The sequence below is a fragment of the Lachnoclostridium sp. An196 genome (genome assembly GCF_002160135.1).
In the GTDB taxonomy this organism is placed as follows: domain Bacteria; phylum Bacillota; class Clostridia; order Lachnospirales; family Lachnospiraceae; genus Hominiventricola; species Hominiventricola avistercoris.
The window spans coordinates 247,381-270,846 of the sequence record NZ_NFJZ01000001.1; the positions used below are offsets into that span (position 1 = coordinate 247,381).

A 23,466-nucleotide genomic window follows, 5' to 3' on the forward strand; every position below is an offset into this window, starting at 1 on the left:
TCAATGGGTAAAATATTGGTGACAAATATACAAAGATTTTCACTCCATGATGGACCAGGAATTCGCACGACTGTTTTTCTGAAAGGATGTTTACTTAGATGCCCATGGTGCGCAAATCCGGAAAATATCAATCCTTATCCTGAAATGTATAAAAAGGATGGAAAAAAAGGAACGTATGGGAAATTATATTCTGTGGACGATATCTTTTTTGAGGTGATGAAAGATGAAAAATTTTATGGTGCAGAAGGAGGAGTAACATTTTCAGGGGGTGAACCCTTGTTGCAATCTGAAGAAATATTGCAGATCTTAAAAAAGATTAAAGATTTAAAAATCACTACTGCGGTAGAGACCTGCCTTTTTGTGCCTACACAGAATCTTAATAGGTTACTTCCATACATAGATTTTTTTTATGTTGATATGAAAATAATAGAAGAAAGCAGATGTAAAAGTATAATTAAGGGAGATATAAATCTTTATATAAGCAATCTTGATCTTCTTGCAAAAAGAAATCGTAAGATTATCGTTCGAGTTCCGGTTATTGGCAATTTTACTGATGATACTGAAAACAGGATGCTTATTGCAACTATGTTGAATAAGTATAAGCATATAGTTTCAAAGGTGGAACTAATAAAAGAACATAATCTAGGAATTCCAAAATATATTTCTCTTGATTTGAAAGTTCCCATGTATAAAGGAGTCAGTGATGAACTAATGATAGAATATAAGAAAAATTTAGAACTCGAAACAGGCATTCCCGTCGATATATGTAGAATATAGGTTAATGCATATTGGCAATATTTTTATTGTAACCGCCAAATAATACGGGAGTATCCCAAAGTTTGTGTAAACCTTCAAACTGATGTAAGATAAACTTACCAGTTTGGAGGTTTATTTGTAAGCGCTTTATAATCGACCGGATAGCAGATCCCCAACTTTTGTGAGATACTTCAGATACTTGGAGTAATTCACTTCATATCTGGTTCTCAGAACTGAAAAAGCTACACTTCAATCGTAAGCGCTTTATAACCAACCGGATAGTCAAACTCCAACTTTTGTGAGATACTTCAGATACTTGGAGTAATTCACTTCCTATCCGGTTCTCGGAGTTGCAAAAGCTACGCTTTAATCTCACATCTTGAGTCGCTTTTGTTGTACCTGATTACTCCAAAATCTCACGTTGGAGGAGATGAATCAAGTGAGTACAACTTTAAATGATGAACATTGGTTAAATCTGATCACCCAGTGCAGATCCAGCGGGCTTACCTGTTTTTGCCCTCATAGTTTAGCATGTCGCTGCTCCGCTTGCATGTCTCTGGATTGCCCTGTATACTGTCATCAGTATACAGAAAGAGAAAGGGTTCCAGAGCACCCTCCGTAGCAAGTCGTGTACTCTGAAACCCTGGTGTATATTTCAGAGGAACTGACCATCCCTCACGGTCAATCTGATCATCTTTCACGGAGATTCAGATCACTGATCTCGGAGAGGGATAGTCGGCGGTCAAAGTCGTTCTTATAATGATGATGGCACACATTCGTGTGACTATCATTTAAGGAGGACGATGATCATGGTAGATTATCGCGAAATCCTGAGGCTCCAGAGCCTTGGACACAACATCACTCAGATCGCCGGATCGCTGCACAGCTCCCGCAACACCGTAAGAGAAGTAGAACGGCTTGCGGATGAGAAAGGCATCCGGTGGCCGCTTGAAGAGGAGGTGACAAATCCACAGCTTTATGTTCTGCTTTATCCGGAACGACAGGAAAAAGCAAATGTTTATCTGGAACCGGACTGTGCCTGGATCCACCGCGAACTGGCGAAAAAAGGAGTGAACCTGACACTGCTTTGGAAAGAATATCAAGTCAATTGCTCCAATGTCGGTCGTGTCCCATACCAGTATACACAGTTTTGTGACATTTACCGGGCATGGGTAAAAAAATCCAAAGCTACGATGAGGATCCATCATAAGCCCGGAGATGCCATGGAAGTGGACTGGGCAGGCGGGACACTGCCAATCAAAGATCCTGTTACTGGAGAAACTGTTCCCGCATACCTTTTTGTAGGGGTTCTTCCCTGCAGCTGCTATGTTTATGCCGAACTCTGCAGCGACATGAAGTCTGAAAACTGGCTGCTCTGCCATGTACATGCCTATGAGTATTTCGGCGGTGTGCCCAGGCTGACGATCCCGGACAATCTCCGCACCGGCGTGCTGAAAAACACCCGTATGGAAACGGTCCTTAACCGCAGCTATTCAGAACTCGCAGACCACTATGGCACTGCAGTCGTCCCTGCCCGCGTTCGCCGTCCGCAGGACAAGAGCCATGCCGAGGGCAGTGTCTCCTATGCGTCTACGTGGATTCTGGCGGCACTGCGGAACGAACCCTTCTTCTCCCTGGCCGATGCAAAAGAAGCCGTTGCTGAAAAGCTGGAAGAGCTTAATGGTTATGCCTTTAAGAAACGGGAAGGGAACCGCCGCGATGCTTATATCCATGAGGAAAAAGAATTCATGCAGCCGCTCCCTGCCAATCCCTATGAACCGTCTCTCTGGTCGGATCAGACAGTTCTTCTTGATTATACCGTAACTGACGGATTAAACAAGTATTCTGTCCCATATGACCTGATTGGGAAATCGGTCAGCGTCCGTGTGACGCGCGATACAGTGGAAGTATTCTTCCACGGGAACCGGGTGGCTGTCCATCCAAGAGAGGCCAGCCGCAAGCGGGATCCGGTCATGATAACCTCGCATATGCCGGAGAACCATCGGCAGTATCTTACCTACACGAAAGATGATTTCCAGTCCTGGGCTTCCACGATCGGCCCCAATACAGAAAAAGTCGTCCGCTTCTTCCTGGAATCCGGAAAGGCTCCTGAGCAGGGCTTTAAGTCCTGTGTCAGCCTGAAAAAATACGCAGATCGATACAAAGCTGAACGGATCGAAGAAGCATGCCGTCAGATTCTCATGTTCAGCGGCGCTCCTTCCATCCGTGGGATCCAGGCATTGCTGAAATCCCCGGTAAAGAGAGATGGAAAGACAGATTCACCATCCACCCAAAGGCCGAACCGCCACCGGAGCCGCGGCTTTACCCGTGGCGCAGAACAGTTCCGGGAAGGAGGCGATGAAAAATGATCGACCTCTCAACCGTTAAAGAACTGCGTGCCCTGAGACTTCCCGGTATGGCTCGGGAACTGGAATCACAGTTGGAAGATCCCCAGCGTTATAAGGCGCTTTCCTTTGAGGACCGTCTGGCACTTCTCGTAGACGCAGAAAGCGTTTCCCGCAGGAAGAACACCATCCGGCGCCGGATCCATGAAGCCAGACTCAGTGAAAGTCAGGCCTGTGTGGAAGCGATTGAATACCATGAAGACCGTGAACTGGATAAAAGGCTTATCACAAAGCTTGCAACCTGCACATATATCCGTGACAACCACCATGTAGTCCTGAAGGGGGCAACGGGTGCGGGAAAATCTTATATCGCAAACGCACTTGGTGTTGCCGCATGCAGGCAGCTTTATAAAGTCCGCTACGTCCGTATGCCTGATCTGCTGAATGAATATGCAGTTGCAAAAAGCATGAATACGCAGAATAAGGTGAAAAAGGCCTATTCCAAGTTTGACCTGCTTATCATTGATGAATGGCTTCTTCGGCCGCTTCCCGAATCGGAAGCTTATGATCTTCTGGAACTGATCGATGCCTGCAGCCAGAAAGGGGCGCTGATCCTCTGTACCCAGTATGACGTGGATGACTGGTATTATCGTATCGACTGCGACCGGGCCGAAGACGAAGGAAGTGCCGTTGCCGAAGGTATTCTGGACCGCATTATTAACAATAAGTACAGCATTGAGGTCAAAGGCCGCATCTCCATGAGAAAACGCCACGCATTTTCAGATGAAGGAAGCGAGGTGAATGGCAATGGCTGATAACACCATCTATGACCTGTTGGATGAAGTCAACTGTGCTGATTCCTGTGAAGCAGTCACCGCACTCTGTGAGTTAATCGATGAATTGCTGAAGGATATCCAGCACCTTGAGTTGGAATGCATCAGTACAAGGTATCTGCTGAGCCGGCATATGGATGAAGAACAGGGAAGTCTTCTGCGCAGCGACATCCTGGAAAATCTGGGACGTCGGCACTATGACAGTCCGGCATATCAGTTGTTTAAAGAACTTCTGTATGACGGCGGGGATCCTATGGAATTCCGCGACTATCTTGTCAAGGTACAAAAAGCCTGTAAAGGCGAATGGCCATGTTGGCACTAATCTATCATTGAAGCGGAGGCCGTTCTGGGGAATGTCGAAATCATTCTCCAGGCGGCATAGCCGCAGATGATATCACAATACTTTTTTGATTTGCTGCTCTTTAACATAATAGGGCAAACACGGAAGTGGGAATCAGCGGTCTCGTTCCCGTGATCACTGATCTAAATCTCCGTGACAAGTGATCTATTTATCCGTGAACGATGATCTATTCACGCGTAATATACACCTGGCATTAAAACCATGGTTATTGTATCAGATTACACGGTTACTTACAATCACGAAAATGATATTTTTTGTTGAGAGCAGTGCCATATCCTACTGCCCGGTCTGTGGAGAGCCGCTTTCTTACCGGGATTCCTGCGTCAGGATCATGCGGCTGGAGGGAGGCATAAGGCGGAGATTCCTGATCCGCAGGCTGAAATGCTGTTGCTGCGGGAGACTCCACCGGGAACTGCCGGACTGCCTGGTCCCTTACAAGCACTATGCTTCTGAAGTGATCTCCGGTGTCCTGGATGGGATGGTCACACCGGAGGACGACGATTCCGCAGATTATCCCTGTGAAAGGACAATGCGCCGTTGGCAATGCTGGCTGGAATTCAACCGGCTTAGGATAAACGGATATCTGAAATCCGCAGGATACCGTCTGCTGGGATTCTCCACAGAACTTCTGGAATCCCGGGTGCCGCTGCTCGAAAAACTGCGAAGTTCACAGCCGGAATGGCTGGATGAATATTACGGTGCGGCGGAGCCGCCAGTCCGGTGTGGCGAGAGCCACCTGTCCGGACTAACGGAGCCACCTGTTGATAGTTACTCAGCCTGAGCGGGATCCAAGCCATATACTTCCCTCATGGAAAGGTCTTTTGATGGATCGATGCTCTGAATGTTGATTTTATATGAATCGTAAGAAATACGATCCATGATGGCATCTGCAAGAGTGCTCTCACCGCTGCAGATCTGCTGGTACCACTCGCTTTCCCGGAACTGGGAACAGAAGATGGTCGATGACTTTTTCCTGCGTTTGTGGATCAGCTCAAAAAGATTTCTTGCTTCGGACTCGGTCAGTTTGAGCAGGAGCCATTCATCAATGATCAGCAGGACTGGCTTGATGTATTTCTTTAGTACACTGGTAAAAGCACCGGAATCCCTAGCTGCCTGTAGATCCAGCAACATATCCGGAAGGCGGACATATTTTACAGTGTAATAGTGTTTACATGCCTCCATACCAAAAGCGCATGCCAGATAAGTCTTACCACTTCCGGTGGCACCGGTAATAAAAATGTTGCGGTATTCTGAGATGTATTCACAGGTTGCCAGGCGGCTGATCAAAGCTTTGTTCAGTTTCCGGCCGGATTGATAGTCGATGGCTGCGATGCTAGCGTCTGGCTGCTCCAGTTCTGCCTGACGGATCAGCCTTTTCAGGCGGTTGTTTTTACGGTTGGCATATTCAACATCAACCAGCATGCCGAAGCGGTCTTCGAACGGGACTTCCTTCATCGTTGAATCATCCATCTGGATCCGAAAGGCATCCGCCATGGATGACAGGCGCATTTCGATAAGTTTATCAATGGTACTCTGATTGGTCATGATCTTTTACCTCCGTAGTATCTGGCTCCTCTGGTAATGCCATGTGTCTGTGATTGTGTCTCTGGTGAAGAAGATTCCGGATTTCGGAATACGTTTTGGGAATCCTCTTTCATGGCAGCTAATAGATTTTTGATACTTTTATAACTGGGTGTACTGGAATACAGAAGTGCTCTATTACAAGCCTCTTCCAGTTTTGCGCGAGAATGCTTCTCAGCCAGCTTCAGCAGCCCCATACAGCTTCTGTAGGTCTGCTGTTCCACCCTGCCGGAGGTCAGTATTGCATCAACCACCTTCCTTGTGTTGATTCCAATCGAATCTGCCCATCGGCGGAAACGGTCACCATTCCATTCCAGATATCTCTGATGGTCTGGCGGCATATGCTCCGTTACTGTGGAGTACTGGCCGCTCCTGCCATGGAGACGACGATGTGAAGCGATCCGATTGTGATGATAAAATATTTCAATCGTTGTTTCTGTCATGCGCACATCGACCTTATCTTTGATATACTGATAAGGCACGGAGTAGTACATCTTGTCTACTGCGATGTGGTAGTTGAACTGGACAGTGGCTTGTTTCCACTCAGCCAGTTCGAAGGGTGTGGCAGGCAACGGTGCCAGCAATGGCTTTTCTTCCCCAAGAAATAAACTGAGCCTGCTGCAATCCTTCTTTTGGAACTTCTTGGCATTGTAGGCATCCAGTTTTTCACGTATCGCAGCATTTAATTCTGCAAGGGAGAAAAACTGTTCATTGCGAAGGGCTGCTGTGATCCATGTGGAGATCTTGCCAACGGAACCTTCTACATTCGGTTTATCCTTGGGCTTCCGGACTCTTGCCGGAATAATGGCGACATTATAATGTTCTGCCATCTCATGATAAGTAGTATTCAGTGCGGTCGTATACCAGTCGCTTTTCGAATGATTCACTGCCGTAGAACAGTTATCAGGAATAAGCATCGGTGTAACGCCGACGAAGAATTCAAACATCTGGATATGTGCTTTGATCCAGTTGTCCGTCTTCTGGTTCAGGTATGCTTTTACAAAGGCATACTGGCTGTAAGTAAGGACTCCTACAAATATCCATGCCTCCGTGATCTCACCGGTGTCTGGATCGATGAGCTGTGCCGGATCACCGGCCCAATCTACTTCGATCTGCTCACCCGGTTTCCGTGGGATGTGCATGGTTGCCCTGCGCTTTTCTTCATCTTTTTGGATGTAGTAGCAGAACTGAGAATACATGAGAGGTTCTTCATTGTTCATGCGACATTCCTCACAGTATTCTACCCATAGGAGTTTCTTGTTGACTCCATTACGCAGGAGCTCCCTGCGGACGTAGTCATAATCAGGCATCCTTCTATTGGTTGCTGATTTTACCTTGGGGAAAAGCATTTCCTCAAGTGCGCTGTCGGTCATGTCATGATCCAGTGGCCAGGAAAGATTTATTTCCGCAGCCCGTTTGACGACCTTGGCAACTGTGTTACGGGATACGCCGCAGCTGTGTGCGATGTTCCGTTCACTGAATCCTAAGCTTTTCAGGCGAAGGATTTCTCGATATTTGGTCATAATGGTGACCTCCTCTAACTGTATTCACATCTACTGATGTGTTCTTACAGTATAAAGGAAATCTATGTAATAGAGCCTAATGTGGCTCTGAATTACCGGAATATGCGGATCTCATTCTCCGGAACGGTGGCTCTCAAAGTCCGGACAGGTGGCTCAAAGAGCCCCGGAATAATCAGCTGGAAACACTGCTCCGGTTCCTTTATAATTCCGGAGGTTTTCTCGTCCCTGTTTAATGCCCTGGCTTTGCACCGACTTTGTTTTGCTGTCACCACTGCCCTGTGGTACCCTCCCTGCAAAAGGAGGTTATAGCCAATGAAAACAAACGAAACCATAAAGTGGCAGGAAGAGCAGGCACTGCAGCGGTACCAGATGATTTCTCCCTTGCTGGATGAATCACTGGATAATGCAAAGCGGATCCAATTGAGGGAGACGATTGCAGAGCAGAACGGGTTGTCCCCACGTACCCTGTACCGCTATGAAGCAGCTTACAGAACGGGCGGGTTTCCCGGGCTGAAGCCGCAGGACCGGGAAACAAAGCGCTCCCCGAAGCTCCCGGAAAACTTTGATGAACTTCTGGAACAGGCAATCCAGCTGAAGCGGGAAGTGCCGAAACGTTCTGTCCGTCAGATCATCTATATCCTGGAACTGGAGGGCCGTGTAGCCCCGGGAGTCCTGAAGCGTTCCACGATGGAGCGGTATCTCTATAAAGCCGGATTCGGTGTCCGTCAGATGCAGATGTACAACGATGCCCGGAAGAGTTCCTCAAAACGGTTCTGTAAACCGCACCGGATGATGCTGATCCAGGGCGATATTAAATATGGCATAAAGCTTCCCATCGGCAAGAATGGGGCAATGGTGCAGACTTACCTTTCTTCCGCGATCGATGACCATTCCCGGTATGTGATCCAGTCAGAATTCTATGCCAGCCAGGAAGAATCCATTGTGGAGGATACTTTCCGAAAAGTGGTCCTCAAAGCCGGGAAATTTGATGCCTGTTACTTTGATAACGGATCACAGTACATCGCAAAACAGCTGAAACTCTCCTTGGGAAAGCTCGGGATCACGATCCGCCATGCTCCCAGGGCCAGTGGAAAATCCAAGGGCAAATGTGAAAAATTCCATCAGGTTGTAGATTCGTATCTGAGGGAGGCAAAAGCACATCAGATCCGGACGCTGGAACAGCTGAACCATTACTGGAGTATCTTTCTGGAAGAATACTACCACAAGATGCCCCATGAAGGAATCCGTGAGTACTATGAAAGCCTGGGCAGCCCCGTTCCCGCCCAGGGAATCTCACCATTGCAGGAATGGGGGAGGGACAGCCGTCCCCTGACATTCCTGGATACCGGTGTAGTGGCAGAGGCATTTCTCCACCACGAGACTCGGCTGGTAGATAAAGGGGCATGTATCAGCTTCCAGGGCAGGAAATATGAGACGAAACCTTCCCTGATCGGCTGTAAAGTGGAGATTTCCTATGACCCGATGTCTCCGGAAGTAATCCGGGTATCCTATCCGGGGATGCCGCCTTTTGAGGCGGAACCGGTGAAGATCGGGGAATTCTGTTCCAGAACCCCGGCGCTGCCGGTCTCTATGCAGGAACAAGAAACGGAAACTTCCCGGTTCCTTTCCGCATTGGAGAAAAAACATACACAGAGCAGACAGCAGGTAGCTGACGCGATCTCTTTCGGCCAGTACAGGAAGGATGGTGGCAGCGATGTATGAAACATTTTTCCGGATGGATCACACTCCATTTTCAAGGAACACGCCGGTTGCCGACCTTTATGAATCGCCTGCTATGGCGGATACCCTGGGGAGACTCACCTATGCGGCAGACCGCCAGCTCTTTGCCGTAGTCACTGCGGATGCCGGATGTGGAAAGTCTACATTGATCCGCCGTTTTGTGACCAGCCTGCCCAAAGAGGAATACCTGTTCCTTTATCTGTCGGATTCCAAACTGACCCCGAGGTGGTTCTATAAAGGGATGCTGGATCAGTTGGGGATTGAGTCAAAGTTTTACCGCGGTGACGCGAAGCGGCAGCTCCAGAAGGAAGTAGAGATCATCCGCGGCGTCCAGAAAAAGAAAGTGGCCTGCATACTGGATGAGGCCCATCTTCTGGAAAAGGAAACAATTGAGGAGTTTCGCTTTCTGCTGAATTACCGCTTTGATTCCATCAGTCCGATGGCGCTTGTCCTTGTTGGGCAGACAGAACTGTGGGATAAACTCCGGATGCAGCGATACGCTGCTGTCCGGCAGAGGATCGATATCAACTGTGTCCTTCCCCACCTGGACCGTTCGGAGACAGAGCGGTACATCCAGTCCCATCTGGCTTATGCCGGCGGCAGGCAGGACATCTTCACGGATAAAGCACTGGATGATATCTATAAGGAGTCCACGGGGATTCCGCGCCGGATCAACCGGATCTGTGAAAAGAGCCTGATGTATGCCAGCCAGCAGGGGAAGCGTCTGATCGATGAACACCTTGTCCGCTACATCATGGAACATGAGATGCTGGGAGGTGACACACGCCAATGATCACATTTACCTGTAAAGGGAATGGATGCTCGCCCCGCCAGTGGGAAGGCAGCCTTGAGATCCTGCAGAGCGGGAACCCGTGTGAGGCAGAACTCTGTGCCAGGGGAAGCCGCTACCACCTGATCGTAGGAAAGCATTCCTACGGGAACTATCTGTGTATTCCCAACTGGGATGTTGGTACAGAACTCTCATCACTGACAGATATCTTCTGGAATGAGGAACGCCTCCGGTATTACAGCCGAATGAAAAAGGCAGATGCCTGTACCATTGTCTCGGCGCTTAAGGTGCTGGCAGAGCATGGATGTATGAACTAAGTTCTTCCGTGCTGGGGCGGCTATCCGCCCCAGCAAAGGGGACATTCCATGACAGATATCAGGGCAATCTCATGTCAGCATGACAGAGCGAGATCATGACAGCCAAGGAGAGCATTAACACTATAGCAGTGCCTCTCTTATAGAAAACTATACATTATTTTCCGAAACCATTAATGAAGAAAACATACAATTGCGTTATCCCCAAACATTGTTTGCATATGAAGAATCACAAATAAATTGTCCATTGTACAATCCGGGAGAAGTCCGTTATTTTGCAGGGCAAGAAGACGGCTTGTTCATATGGATAGCTTCCTATAGTCCAGAACAGACAGTTGCCATCGGGGAACTACAAGAAGAATATATAAATTACTATTTGAATTATTTTACAAATGGATATCTTGTCGATGAAAATCAAGATGAAATATGTATCATTACGGGTTTGATCCAGGAAAATGAAATAGGCTATATACTTATAGAATTTAATCAAAATGCCATCAACACACTTTATATTTCATTCCCTTACGAGGAACAACTCAAGGAAGATGAATTTGATGCATATTTATTTGATGAATATCCTGACTATATTACATACCAGCAAGTTAAAGAAGAGGAGTACCGTCTGAAGACTTATATGGTGACCTTGATATACATGTCGTGCTCTTTTTCCCATTCAACTTCAAAGTATATTCCATACAGTGAATATTATGTTTCATGGTAACAGAAAGAAAGCAGGGATTTAAATGGGTAAACTTTTTTTGGTAGTATCTACTATAATGTGCATACATTTCTTCCCGCTTAACGTATTTGCGGGATCAGTTGTTGCCCTGGATCCCGGCCATGGCGGCTCCAATCAAGGCGCTGATTATCTTGTAAATACTGACTCTGAAATGTTGGAAAAGGATCTCACACTTGAACTTGCGAAACTAATTAAAATTGAATTGGAAAAAGAAGGAGTAGAAGTATTCCTGACCAGAAATGAAGATGTAGATATGTCGTTAGCTGAACGGGCTGAATATGCATGTGAAAGAAATGCCCGGTTCATTATCAGCTTGCATTTTAATGCTTCAGAACGGCATACATTATATGGGACTGAATTATGGATATCGTCCAGTGAAACATATTTTAAAACCGCATTTCCTATTGCCAGCCATATAGAGGAAGAACTGGAATCCCTTGGACTACTGAGCCGGGGAATTAAAATTAAACTCAATCAGGAAAACGTTGATTATTATGGTATTATACGCGAAGGGACATCCCGGGGACTGCCCACAATCCTTGTAGAACACTGTTTCTTAGATCATGAACGGGATATTTCCTTTTGGAGTACATATGAGGCACTAGAATCCCTGGCACGAGCAGACGCAAGAGGGATTATTGAGTATCTAAACTCTGCTGACCAGGGGCCCAAAGCCTCGGAACTAATTTCGAGTATTATGCCAGATAGTACTCCGCCTGAAATACTAAAGATATATTATAAAGGGACTGTTAATGATAATTGGGTATTTCAAGCAGACATAAAAGAAACAGACAGTACGTTAACATATTATTCATATGCTGCAGCTTCGGAAGAAACATGGTCAGAACTTTTTCCTTTGTATTCCGATCTAGCAACGCCTCAATTATACACATTAGAGGCCCCCGCGGAACTTAATACAGACGAACTAAAATTTAGAATATACAATGGCTATGATCTTTTTTCAGAATCATATCCAGTTGCAGTTGTATCTGAAATTACGGATCTGAATCCCACTTTCATTTCTGAAGATATTTTATCATATAGTGATGTGGTTTCAGATATGCATAGGGAATATTTTCTCTTCATTTGTGTTCTTGTAGGGGTATTTTGTTGTCTTGTACAACTAGTAATTAGTTATTTTATAATTAAAAAACAGAAATTCGTATACTTTTTTGCAAGCGGATACCAGTCATTTTTTGAGTTGTGGAACAGTATACCAAGTACGAGTGTGTTGACCAAAGATAGTACTTTGAGACCGGCTCTGGCACATGCATTTATGTTGTATGTAAGGAGACAGTCTATTTGCTACATGGATGGTTATTTAAAGATGGGCCTGAGGCAACATGAAATAGATGCCATTGCCCGAAAAGACCGTCTGACCGCTGTCCCCAGGGAGGGAATTAGTGTTGCTGATTTATTTTTAGTGTTAAATCAATTAAATGTTCTTGACTGTGTAATCAATATGCGAGACACTTTAAATACTCCCGAGCGTTATGAACAACTATATTATCAATTATCTACAAGCCTTCAAAAACAAATACGGTATCAGAGAGAAGATTTTGATAAGATTGCAAAAGAAATTTCCCTTATATTTGCCCGGAGAGAATTTGCATATGCGGTTCGGGCAGCTGAACATTCGGATTTAAACATAGCAGATGATGATTTATATTTACTTGCGACAATATATGTATATATTATTCGCGCTATGGGAAACGATGAATCAGTCCACTCATTTGCAGGCTTGGTTGTCTTGAATGAATCGCTTAGACATGATATTTTTCCGTTTCCTGTCGATACAATGCAGGCACGGCGTATTTTATCCCTGCCGTTAAATAGTGCCCGAAAAATAGAACTGTTAATAGAACTTTTTGGAACTGAACAGGCAGAATGCATAAATACAGTTTTCTTGGATGTTAGAATATATACAGAGAGGTAAATAAATACTACAATGAAAAAATTATTATCAATTGATGGCGGCGGGATGAAAGGAATATTTGCAGCAAGCTTTCTGGCTGGGCTAGAGCGCCATTGTAAAAAGCCGATCTGCAAATACTTCGATTTGGTTTGCGGGACGTCAACGGGTGCGATTATAGCCAGCGCCCTGGCAATGGGAATCCCTGCGAAAACGATCTTGAATATGTATATGGAAAAAGGGAAAGAAATTTTCCCCCCGAAAAGAAGATTGCCATTGCTGAAAGCAAAATACGGGTCGGAGCCGTTAAAGAAGGCGCTTGATGAGGTTTTTCAGTCGAGTTGCATAAAAGACTGCAAAACAAGATTATTGATACCGGCTTACAATCTGACGAGCAGGAAAGTGAGAGTATTCAAGACGCCTCATGCTGAGGATTTGTATTTTGACAAAAACTTGAAAATTGTGGATTGCTTGCTGGCGACAACGGCTGCGCCTACATATTTTTCTCCCCATAAGATGGAAGGCGGAGTTTTTATTGATGGGGGAGTCGGTGCAAACAATCCGTCCCTGATCGCTCTTGTGGAAGGGATTACCAGGTGCGGTTGGGACATTTCAGATATTTCCCTGTTAAGCGTTGGAAGTGTGAATGAGTTAAGCCCCACAACCGGTGATGAGAAAATGGGATTGCTGGATGCGGCAAAAATATTGAATTGCTTTATGAATGCGGAGAGCCGGTATGCTGAAAACATCTGTAACATTATGCTGCCAAAGGGACAATATATCCGGGTTACACAGCAAGTACTGCCTGGAGAGGCGTCTCTTGATCAAGCAACAGGTAAGAGTATGGAAAAGTTAAAAGACTGGGGGACAAATGCTGCAATGAACTGCATCGCCGACGTGAAAAATATGTTTTTTACGGACGAAATTGAAGACGTAACATTTTACAATTTAGATAATAGTTGAAAAGCGAATATTGCACGAACCATTGCAGGGCGTGCATTTGGGGATTTGCTCCTTGACAGAAGACTTTCCGTTTGATATGGTAAAATTGTCAGAGACGCATATAATATACTACAGAGACTATATGGAGGGAAAAGAATGCCGTCTATTAAGAGGAAACGCCTGATTGGAAATACGGCGAAGCCAGCGCTAAGCGCAGCGGTCGTTGCGGCTGTGTCTGGACAGGTGGCGGTTGCAGTTCCGGTTCGGAAAAAAGGGGTTGTTGTCGGGTATTCCAAGGTAGGGAAGGCTGCGGGCAGGAGTTCAAGAAAAGCAGTAAAAACAGGGCACCAAAAAAGGATACTGGAGCAAAGGAATGCAGTCTATCCCAAAAACCGGATGCGCAGAGCGCTCGCGGTGAATTTGGACAGTATCAGCATTCCCCGCAGAGGCAAGGAAGCATAGGATATCTTTGATAAGGAACGAATAATTGCATAAGAAGTTTGGAAGAAAGTGGTTGCTAGTTTGATGTGCAGCTGCTTTTTTCATAAAACGGAAAGCGGTTAAAGGGAGAGAAAGATGGATTACAGAGATAAGGAGAAAATTATCAGCCCGGACCATAAAGTGGGAATCAAGATACTGAACGATACGCAGATGATGAATGTGTTTCCTGACTATGCAAGCGCGGTCAGCCGTATAGAGAAGCACCGCAAATGGCTGGTAGACCATCAGATCCAGAGTTTTACCCACTACCAGTATAATCTGATGTACGATAATGTCATATCAATTTTTGGAAAACGCGGAACTGGAAAAACATCGGTGGCGTTTACGCTGCATAAAAAAATAGAAGAGGACAGCAGGCATGCTTATGACGTCGTTCTTCCGATCATTATACCGGAGGTTATCCCTGACGACGGCAGCGTGCTGGGATGGCTGCTGGCGATTGTGCATGATCAGGTATCGGACTTCGAAAAAGAGTATTGGAGTGTGATTGGAAAGCAGGACTACGAGACAGGATATGCTGATTTCTGGAAAAACTGTAAAAGGGAGAAAGCGGACAGAAAAGGCGATTCTCTGGCGGAAGAACTGGACAGGCTGGTGGAACTGTTTTATGCGGCAAAATATAATCCGGCAAACGAATCGTCCTATAATCTTGCGGTTGGAAATTCGGTGAAGCAGTCCCAGAATTATTATAGGTTTGCCAAGGAAATCATGAGATTCTGGGATAAGTGGATCTTGTGGATCAAGGAAATGAATGAGACGAAAGGGAGTGGGCAGGAGAAAATCGCGCCGCTGATTTACTTTATTTTTGACGATGTTGATCTGGCGCCCCAGAAAGCAGGAGAACTGCTTTCGGTAATCATAAAGTATCTTTCCCATCCGAATATCGTAGTCATCACGACGGCGGATGAAGAGATGTTTCTGGAGGTGATTGAAAAGAGGCTGGACCGTGACATAGGGCGCTTGCCGAAAGAGTGGAGAGATTATCTGAACACCCGTGATGTAAACGGGAATGCTCATGATAAAGAGGAAGAATCCCGGGAACTGGTGAAAAAGACGGCAAGAAGATACCTGGGGAAAGTGATGCCCACATCTACCAGGTATTACCTGAAGCAGTTCAATACAGTGGAAGAAAAAAGGCTGTTTTACCTGGATGACGATAAGGAACTCTGGACAGGGATCTGCGAGCAGGTCGGGATGCTGCTTGGATATTTGCAGAATCCCGGAGTGCGGGAAAACTTTCTTGTCCAGAACCAGGTTGACAGAGACTATTATCTCAATTTCCTTGGCAATACCTCCAGGCAGCTCGGAAACGTTTACATTGGTATCAAGGATTTCATAGGGAGCCTTGTCCAGACTATAGCGTCATTTAATGAAAAAAGTTTGCAGCAGCAGGATGAGGGACATGAAAAATATGTGGAAATGGTATATCACAGTGCATGGCGATTCCTGTATGTTTCCATTAATTCAAACCATGACCTGGCTGAGAGGATCGAGGATGTGGAAAGCTTTATCAATGAGATCTTCTGGATGGAACACGACGGATGGCTGCTTTATATCAATTATACTTACCTGGACGACTGCCTGAGAAGAAAACTGAGCGTGTATTCTGCAACGGAATGTGTAAAGATGGCGCTGCAGCTGTATTCTTTGCTCCAGTTTGTGGAAAATATTTTTTTGATTCTGGAAGATTGTACAGAAAGAGGGATCACAGGGCGCAAAAGGATACACGGACTTTCTAATCTGAGAGAATTTCTGTGCGATCAGGTGTTCCACGGAGATGCCAAGCTTCAGAGAAATCTGACGGCGGTAGATTTTTTCGCACATTATAAAACATTGCTGAACCGGCTGGGCAGGCTGATGGAAGAAGGGATTCATGAAAAAAAACTGTGTAAAGAGTATCTTTACGACTTTTCCGGTTTGCTAGAGACGGTTCCGGACGATTTCATATCCTGGGCATTTAGAAAAGACCGGGACTGGCTGCAGGAGATATGCGGGATGCTCTCGGCGACATATGGGAACCTGTATCTGATTGGAACTAGGGAACTGAAAAACTGCAGACTGTATGAAGAGTGGGAGTCTCTTTCTCGCTATCAGACGGCGATAAAAGATTTGTTGGAGGACGACATCTACCAGACGCTGGATGAATTTTACCTCCTGGGTACTGCGAAAGAAGAATTCCGGGTACATAGAAAGCTTTTTGAACAAATGGAGGATGGGGAAGAAGATTCCCATTCGTTGAGAGAAGAGCATATAGAAGAATTTCATAAAAGAATTTGCCAGAAAATAAAAGAACATGCCGAGGAGACGCAGATCATTTCAAACGAAAAGAAAACTGCGGAAGAAGGGGCGCCGACATTTTTGATGGAACCAGTCACAGCATTGATACAGGAGGTAAACAACGACCTGGCGGGGAAAAGTATTGGTTATGTCATAGAATTGCTGCCGGATGAAGAGGGAGAAGAGGTAAAAAGCGGGCTTTCGCAGGAACAGACCGGCAACGGGATACTCACCGTCCTGAAAGTACTGTATGATTCCATTTCCGAGTGGGATATGACGGCCCGGACATTTTCCATTTCTGAGATCATGAATATCTATTCGGCGGCGGACGATGACAGCACGGATTCTGCTTATCAAAAAGAATTCAACAAGCTGGCGTCCCGTCTGACATCGTATATACCGGCAGAGTATGAGGAGCAGGAAGGTTCCTGGTATCTGATGGGGGGATCCCTGTACAGAGAAATCAAAGAATGTCTGAACCGTGTAAAATATGCATGTATACGCGGGAGGTATATAACGGATGCAGAATATATAGAAGAACAGATAAAGCAGATTGAACGAGAATTGGAAGTATCTTTCAATGCGGATGACGCGGAAGAATTTCAGAGCGCGTTGTATCTGGCCGTCCGCGTGCATCTGGCTGTGAGGATGCAGAGGCTTTACCTGTATTATTCTGTTGTGGAAAAATATAATATGGATCCAGATTACTCCTCGGAGGCGATAGAATATAGCATAAATGACAGCGACGGCGAGATAATGCCCACTTACTATTTCCAACTGTTTCAACAGATGTGCCAGCTGGTGGAAAAGGACTATAGTAAGCTGTCAAAAGAGAGGAAAATGATCCGGAGGCTGATCGAGCGCGCGGCATCTCAATATAAAAAAGAATATATAAAGCAGATATTGCAAGAGGTAAAACATGAATCGTTCCCGGATTAATCAGATTTTGGGCGTACTTCTCTTTCCCATAACGGATCCCGATCTGCAGAAGAACGACTACTTATATGAGCGCTGTATGGCATATGAAGCGTTGATTGCCGTAAAGGGAAACGGCGCCCGCGTACTTGGAGAAAAGATGCAAAAGAGTGAAAGATACAGGGAAGCAGAAAAGAAGCTCTTGCAATATCTTGCAGACTCCTGCAGGAGCAGGATTCCCTCTTATGACAGCCTTCAGATGCTTTGCGAACTCTATTATCCTCTGCTGGATATGGAGCGTTCTATTGAGGAACGACAACAATTGAAACAGCAAATGGGGAACGGGTCTGACCGAAAGGAGAATGCGGCGGTTTTTTATATGGAACGGATGCGAAGGATTGCCGTATCACTGTTGACCTATCGGGACGGCATTCTTGCGATCCGCACATGGAATAACAGCGAGAATGTTGACCAAAAGGACATTTTCTGCACCGGCCATGTATTTGACAAAGTAGAGATATGGAATATGTTAAGCAGTTATGTGTCTCCGGATCTTTTTATGGCCCTTTTTATGGTTGAATGTGATCTTGGAGCGGAAGCGCTGTATGAACAGAAAGCATATATTTCTCTGCCGGATAAGCTCCTGGTTAAAGTGTTGAGAAAAGGAATGGCGGAGAATCATCTGCATTTTAATGCAGCGTTTGGTTATGAAGCAGTCTGGATAAATAAGATGAATCTTCGGGAGTGCTTTCGTCCTGCTCCAGAGGACACGGAAGAGGAAGTATATCTAGAGGCAGCCTTGTTCCGGCTGTTAAGCGCTGTTTTTCTGATGGGAAGTAAGGCGGAACCTTTTATGGACTGGATCGTTGGATACCACGGGGGCGTTTTTTGCTCTGTGATAGGCGCATTGTATACTGGGGATATATTCGACGTGGATAGAAAAGAATTGGAAGAAGCGGTCTGGGAAGTGGTGGATGAGGAGATTGTCAGAGAAACACCGGATTATCTTTTGGAGGCGGTGTTCAATTCCCATGTGGAGTTAAAAACGTCTTCAGAATTTATACTTTTATATTATTGCTGCCGCTATATGAAAGAACGTTCCTGGGATACTGGTTTTTCGAGGGGGTTTTTGCAATATATCCGGATTAAAAATCTGTTCGTACGGAAAGTACTGCCGAGCGACTTGGTTCCGGGACTGCGGCATTTTCAAACATATTTCAATCAGATGATAATAGAAGAATCGTGGGCGGCGGGAAGCGAAAAAATGGCGCTGGATGTTTTTCGTGCACAGTCCAAAATTGCCGGACTGAAAAAAATAGAAATCCGCATCGCACCGGATATAGAATTGGAACATCTGTGCAACTTAAAAGATAAAAAAGCGGTAGAAGAAATGAAACAAAGATTGTGCAGACAGTTATTCGCCTTATTTCAGTCGTATCGAAAATATATTCTGGAATCGGTGATGGGGGTCGGGAAAACATCCTTATATCTGCGGTGGGAAGAAGAAAGGCAAAAAGAAATATACCGCCATGAAGCGATAGGTAAAATTTTGCATGAGTACGGTGAAAAAATAAAAGAGCTGGGGATTCCTGTCCTGGGAATTATCTATCATTTTATAAAAACGGAAAGCACCGACAATATCTCTGGCTATCATTGCTGGAGAGATATGGATGATAGCGGCAAAAGTGTTTCAAAGCATCGGTTCATCTTGCGCGAGCGGATGATGCTGTTGGGGATTGCAATAGAAGAACTGCGTCAGGAAATCCCAAAACTGAATGAATATGTCGTTGGCGTGGACGCGGCTTCCGATGAGAATGCGATGGAACCGTGGATGTTTTCTCCAGCGTTTACGAGGATGCGGTCAAAATTGACAAGCCGGCCAATAAGTACATATTTTCATGGAGGAAGCAGGGAGTATTCCAGCGTCCAAAATATAGGTTTTACTTATCATGTGGGAGAAGACTACCGGCATATTTTGTCCGGACTGCGGCATATTGATGAAGTGATAGAACGGTTTTATTATAAACCTGGCGACCGTCTCGGTCATGCGCTGGCTTTGGGCACAGATATTCGGCGGTGGATTCGGGAAACAGAAGCGGTAGCGATGCCTGTTCAGGAATATATGGAGGATTTACTTTGGGTTTGGGGAAAAATCGTCCATGGAGAGGTCCGCTTATCTGTCCAGTTAGAAATGCTGGAAGAAAAAATACTTCAATGTGCGGAGAAAATATATGGAAGTTTGTCGGGCTTATCAGTCAGGCTGCTGTACCAGGCTTATGAGAGAAAGTTTTCAGTTGCTCATAAAAAATGGCTGGCACAGCTTAAGAAAGAGGAAAATGAAACACCGAAGCCTGCGGACAGAAATATTTATGAGAAAGAAAAGCCACAAACATATTGCAAAATAATAAATGCAAAGTGCATAGGGTATGAAGGATTGTGGACTGTTGAACGCCTGATCAGCACTATCTACTGTCCGGTATTTGAGGAAAGAGGAAAGCAGGTGGAGATGGTTCCGGTTCGAAACAATGAACTAGAATTGTATGAAGAACTGCAGGAGTATTTGCAGCGGAAAGTTGCCAGAAAGGGAATTTACATAGAAACCAATCCGACATCGAACCTGAATATAGGAGATATGGGAGAACTTTTGGAACATCCCATTTTTCGACTTAGCCCATTAAAGGCGGATGCGGAACAGGGAAAAAGTATTCTGGTAACAATTAATTCAGATGATCCCGCAGTTTTTAATACAAATGTGGAAAGCGAATTCGCATATGTTTATTACGCGTTGGAACATGCAGGATGTGCGAAAGAAGATATCCTGCATTGGATTGACAAAATCCGCCAAAATGGTATGGATGGGAGTTTTATTTCAAAAGTAAAAGGTTGCGGAACATTATTGGAAGAGGTAAGCGGTATTATGGATTCGTTAATAAGGTTTTGTTGAAGGGAAGAATGCTTGGATATTGCCGGACGCAGGAAAAAAGTTTGCCGGGATACGGTCCGGTTGAAATTTCATACTGAAGTATAAAATCTTGTGTTTCAATTATCTGAAGTCCGAGCGCATAATTTTTGCCCGTAAGCTGGGAAAGGGTATGGAAAAAGTGCGAAGACCACAGCCAGACAGATCGAACGGCAGGGAATTGATGGATTCGAAAAAATCAGGACAAATGATTTTTATTATGTGGATAAAACTCTGTTCATTAAAGAGAATTCTGCAAAACTGGGGCGAGGTGAATCTGTTTACCCGCCCCAGGCGTTTTGGCAAATTTTTAAATATGAGCATGTTAAAATGATAAAATATTTCGGGAAGTTGAACCAAAATGAAGAAAGATACACATGTTAAAAGGAACTCTGTAAAAAGGAACATCATCAAAGAAAAATCGCAAAGTATGCAGGACAGCCAGGTAAACGATAATGATAGAAAAGAACAAAGAAGAACGGCAAGGATTGCATCGGTTATTGGATTAATAGCTGTTTTGGGAATGGTTTTTAGTTTCTTTTTAAAAATAGTTGAAAAAGCAACCAATATTTATCCGAATCAAAATTTATATAAGATTTTTTTGACTTTCGTTTATTTGGCATTTGCAGGATACATTTTTATATTTCTTGATATAATGCAATATATAAAAGAAGAGATGATGAGTTATAACCTTTTGGATGAGGAGTATGAAAAACATGATAAGATATGTGATCGACGATATTTTGAATTGCTAAATGACACAAAGATATATATTTTTTTCTTGATTGCAATTTTTTTTAGTTTTGGTATATTACTTGTCAGGCATGAAACGGGATGGGAAAAATATGTTTTTTATATATTTATGGCTGTGTTATTTGCTTTAGAGTTAAAGGATTTGTGCGGACGAATAAATATATTAAAAGGGAAAGAAGCAATTGAAACAGTCGTATCTGTTGGGAAAAGAATTATATGCTGGGGTATAATTGCTATTATCTTATATTATATTGTGCTATTATTCAGTCTGAATAATGCGGCGGCAGCGAACGTCAGTTGCCATGAAGATGGTACAGTTGAAATTTCCAATATTTCTTCAGGAGGATATGATAATTTAGAAATATTCATATATGACGAATCTGACGGTCTAATATATGAGACAAAATCTGTTAAGCCTTCAAATTTAATGACTTCATATGAGGAAGCATATGTAGGAGTACAGGAAGGTGCTGAAACAATAACAGGATCGCCGGTAATAGATCAGACTATTGCATATTGGAAATACAGCATGGATCTGTCTCAAGTAAGTGCTGTGAAATCGGGAAAATATATGCTTGAGGTAATTATTTATCAGGGGACGGAGAAGATAATATTGAAAAATCAGTTCACAGAAGAAAACGGAAAATACATATTTGCACGGAATCAATTGGAGAAAGAGTACTGACAGTTTGGAAAAGAGCGTGACGATGGTATGAGATGCAGTGTTTCAGATTACAAAAACTTCTACAGTGTTGTTCAAAATAATAAACTGGTATATCTCTTCGGAACAGGGATATCTTCAAGCCTGACCGGGAAAGTATATTCATGGAAGAAGTGGATTATGGATGGCACAGGATATATGTCAGACGCTGCCCGCGCGGAGGAGATCAGGGAATCCATCAAAGCGGATGATTCTACCGGCAATTTATTGGCAGAAGTGAAGTCTGTCCTTGAGATTACCAAAAAGGAAGGTACATATTCGAAATGGATGCAGGATTCGTTCGAGACAAACTGCGTAACGAACCGCCCTCTGACAGAAACGTTGAAAAAACTTCTTATTACACAGGATATCTTCGCAACTACAAATTATGATCTGCTGCTGGAGCAGGCGACAGGTCTGTTGGCGCTTTCCTACGAACAGGCAGACCAGGCGTTTCTGATGCTGGATAACGGCAAAAGCGATGCGGTGCTTCATATTCACGGAATCTATGACTCTGTCGGAGAGACTGACAACATTATAGCAGATGAGGAGCAGTATGCGGCGATACTGAATGACAGGGGAGCGCAGTTTATCCAGCAGATTTTGGGTACAAGGACGCTTATTTTTGTGGGTTGCGGTCAGACAACAGAGGATGCTAATATTGCTCAGTTTATACGTTTTGCGAACGATGTGCTGCACATTGACCGGGATTATTATTTCTTGTGCAGAAGCGGGGAAGCGCCGGATGACCTGCCTCCGTTTATAAAATCCGTGCCATATGGTGATGAATACGATGACCTGCCGCTTTTTTTAGAGGAAGTGGCACAGATACGTTTGAGATCTAGGATCGAAAATAGTCCGATAGTCTCAAGGACCGCCTTTACGGAAAGAGTCGCAGATGCGTACGGATTGGCAGAGTACCACTACTCGCAGCAATATTTGAAGTTTTGCGGCAGGAATGTGGAAATGGCCCGGCTTTGGAATTTTTATGAGACGGATCGGCCGTTTCTTTGGTGGGCGGTCACGGGGCAGGGGGGTGCAGGAAAGAGCCGCCTGGTGCTGGAGTTTATTCGGAAAAATACGGCGTATTTTTTTGGATTCTTTCTGAACTGTTCAGTCGAATTGGACTGTGCAAAGAACTTTCAGCCGTTCAACGATACGGTTGCGATTGTTGATTATGTAAAGGGGAATGAAGTCAGGATAGCGGATACCGTCTCTTTATTGATTGATAAGTTTACGGATTTGCCGTATAAACTGCGGATCCTTTTTATAGAAAGGGAGAATACGACGGAATTTGGCTCGTGACATTACAGTCTGACAACTGCATTTGATATATATCACCGGGCAAAGTTTAATGATGCCGAATACAATCTGGAACCAAGCACAAGAAAACATCGTTTTTTGTATCTGGACGATCTGGATGAGGCCTCTGTGGAAGAACTAATAGGAGAGATCTGTAAGAAAGGTGGTCTGCCTGCGGACGCGTACAGAAACAGAAAGTTAAAGGAGCTTCCTGTATAATTCA

At 44.7% G+C, this 23,466-nt stretch carries 18 protein-coding genes and 1 pseudogene; 17 read left to right on the plus strand and 2 right to left on the minus strand.

The annotated features are described in order from the left end of the window. The first annotated feature begins 3 nt into the window (after positions 1-3). The 5 genes from B5F29_RS01115 (at position 4) to B5F29_RS16595 (ending at position 5,076) form a co-directional block, all read left to right on the plus strand. Positions 4-777 carry a radical SAM protein gene (locus tag B5F29_RS01115; protein WP_087152832.1) on the plus strand — a complete coding sequence of 258 codons (774 nt, stop codon included), beginning with the start codon at positions 4-6 and terminating at the stop codon, positions 775-777. Positions 778-1,565: 788 nt separating this feature from the next. Continuing rightward, positions 1,566-3,125, plus strand: a complete 1,560-nt coding sequence (istA, locus tag B5F29_RS01125) for an IS21 family transposase (RefSeq protein WP_242955545.1) — start codon at positions 1,566-1,568, stop codon at positions 3,123-3,125. Next, entirely contained in the window at positions 3,122-3,916 is a 795-nt protein-coding gene (locus B5F29_RS01130) for an ATP-binding protein (RefSeq protein ID WP_087152835.1), read from the plus strand. The genes istA (B5F29_RS01125) and B5F29_RS01130 overlap by 4 nt, the downstream gene beginning before the upstream one ends. Then, entirely contained in the window at positions 3,903-4,256 is a 354-nt protein-coding gene (locus B5F29_RS01135; RefSeq protein ID WP_087152836.1) for a hypothetical protein, read from the plus strand. Before B5F29_RS01130 ends, B5F29_RS01135 begins: the two co-directional genes overlap by 14 nt. A gap of 283 nt (positions 4,257-4,539) precedes the next feature. Further along, on the plus strand, positions 4,540-5,076 hold the full coding sequence (locus B5F29_RS16595; RefSeq protein WP_206414155.1) for a DUF6431 domain-containing protein: 537 nt from the start codon (positions 4,540-4,542) through the stop codon (positions 5,074-5,076). On the opposite strand, the gene istB is transcribed toward B5F29_RS16595, so the two are convergent. Further along, complete coding sequence (istB, locus tag B5F29_RS01145) at positions 5,064-5,840, minus strand: IS21-like element helper ATPase IstB (RefSeq protein WP_087152837.1); 777 nt, start codon at positions 5,838-5,840, stop codon at positions 5,064-5,066. The two genes, B5F29_RS16595 and istB, sit on opposite strands and share 13 nt — an antisense overlap. Further along, positions 5,837-7,399 carry an IS21 family transposase gene (gene istA, locus B5F29_RS01150; RefSeq protein ID WP_087152838.1) on the minus strand — a complete coding sequence of 521 codons (1,563 nt, stop codon included), beginning with the start codon at positions 7,397-7,399 and terminating at the stop codon, positions 5,837-5,839. Before istA (B5F29_RS01150) ends, istB begins: the two co-directional genes overlap by 4 nt. Before the next feature lie 312 nt (positions 7,400-7,711). Here istA (B5F29_RS01150) and B5F29_RS01160 point away from each other — a divergent pair, with 312 nt between their 5' ends. From B5F29_RS01160 to B5F29_RS01210, 12 genes and pseudogenes are all read left to right on the plus strand, one after another. Continuing rightward, on the plus strand, positions 7,712-9,121 hold the full coding sequence (locus tag B5F29_RS01160; protein ID WP_087152840.1) for a DDE-type integrase/transposase/recombinase: 1,410 nt from the start codon (positions 7,712-7,714) through the stop codon (positions 9,119-9,121). Continuing rightward, positions 9,114-9,932, plus strand: a complete 819-nt coding sequence (locus B5F29_RS01165) for an ExeA family protein (protein ID WP_087152841.1) — start codon at positions 9,114-9,116, stop codon at positions 9,930-9,932. The genes B5F29_RS01160 and B5F29_RS01165 overlap by 8 nt, the downstream gene beginning before the upstream one ends. Next, positions 9,929-10,246 (plus strand): DUF6618 family protein, encoded by a 318-nt coding sequence (locus tag B5F29_RS01170; RefSeq protein WP_087152842.1) that lies wholly within the window; start codon positions 9,929-9,931, stop codon positions 10,244-10,246. Before B5F29_RS01165 ends, B5F29_RS01170 begins: the two co-directional genes overlap by 4 nt. A 190-nt stretch (positions 10,247-10,436) precedes the next feature. Continuing rightward, positions 10,437-10,964 carry a hypothetical protein gene (locus B5F29_RS01175; RefSeq protein ID WP_143449098.1) on the plus strand — a complete coding sequence of 176 codons (528 nt, stop codon included), beginning with the start codon at positions 10,437-10,439 and terminating at the stop codon, positions 10,962-10,964. A gap of 22 nt (positions 10,965-10,986) precedes the next feature. Beyond that, positions 10,987-12,918: an N-acetylmuramoyl-L-alanine amidase family protein gene (locus B5F29_RS01180; RefSeq protein ID WP_087152844.1), complete on the plus strand. Its 1,932-nt coding sequence runs from the start codon at positions 10,987-10,989 to the stop codon at positions 12,916-12,918. Positions 12,919-12,930: 12 nt separating this feature from the next. Beyond that, positions 12,931-13,857, plus strand: a complete 927-nt coding sequence (locus B5F29_RS01185) for a CBASS cGAMP-activated phospholipase (protein WP_087152845.1) — start codon at positions 12,931-12,933, stop codon at positions 13,855-13,857. 135 nt (positions 13,858-13,992) lie between these two features. After that, positions 13,993-14,298, plus strand: coding sequence for a hypothetical protein (locus B5F29_RS01190; protein ID WP_087152846.1), 306 nt, complete (start codon positions 13,993-13,995; stop codon positions 14,296-14,298). Positions 14,299-14,412: 114 nt separating this feature from the next. Next, positions 14,413-17,553, plus strand: a complete 3,141-nt coding sequence (locus B5F29_RS01195) for a hypothetical protein (RefSeq protein ID WP_087152847.1) — start codon at positions 14,413-14,415, stop codon at positions 17,551-17,553. Then, entirely contained in the window at positions 17,534-20,473 is a 2,940-nt protein-coding gene (locus B5F29_RS01200) for a hypothetical protein (protein WP_087152848.1), read from the plus strand. Before B5F29_RS01195 ends, B5F29_RS01200 begins: the two co-directional genes overlap by 20 nt. Positions 20,474-20,653: 180 nt before the next feature. Beyond that, positions 20,654-20,819 (plus strand): annotated as a pseudogene (locus B5F29_RS17115) (AAA family ATPase); the annotation flags it as partial. A gap of 30 nt (positions 20,820-20,849) precedes the next feature. Next, positions 20,850-21,926, plus strand: coding sequence for a hypothetical protein (locus B5F29_RS01205; RefSeq protein ID WP_087152849.1), 1,077 nt, complete (start codon positions 20,850-20,852; stop codon positions 21,924-21,926). Positions 21,927-22,082: 156 nt separating this feature from the next. Then, on the plus strand, positions 22,083-23,246 hold the full coding sequence (locus B5F29_RS01210; RefSeq protein WP_162608327.1) for an SIR2 family protein: 1,164 nt from the start codon (positions 22,083-22,085) through the stop codon (positions 23,244-23,246). Positions 23,247-23,466 lie beyond the last annotated feature (220 nt).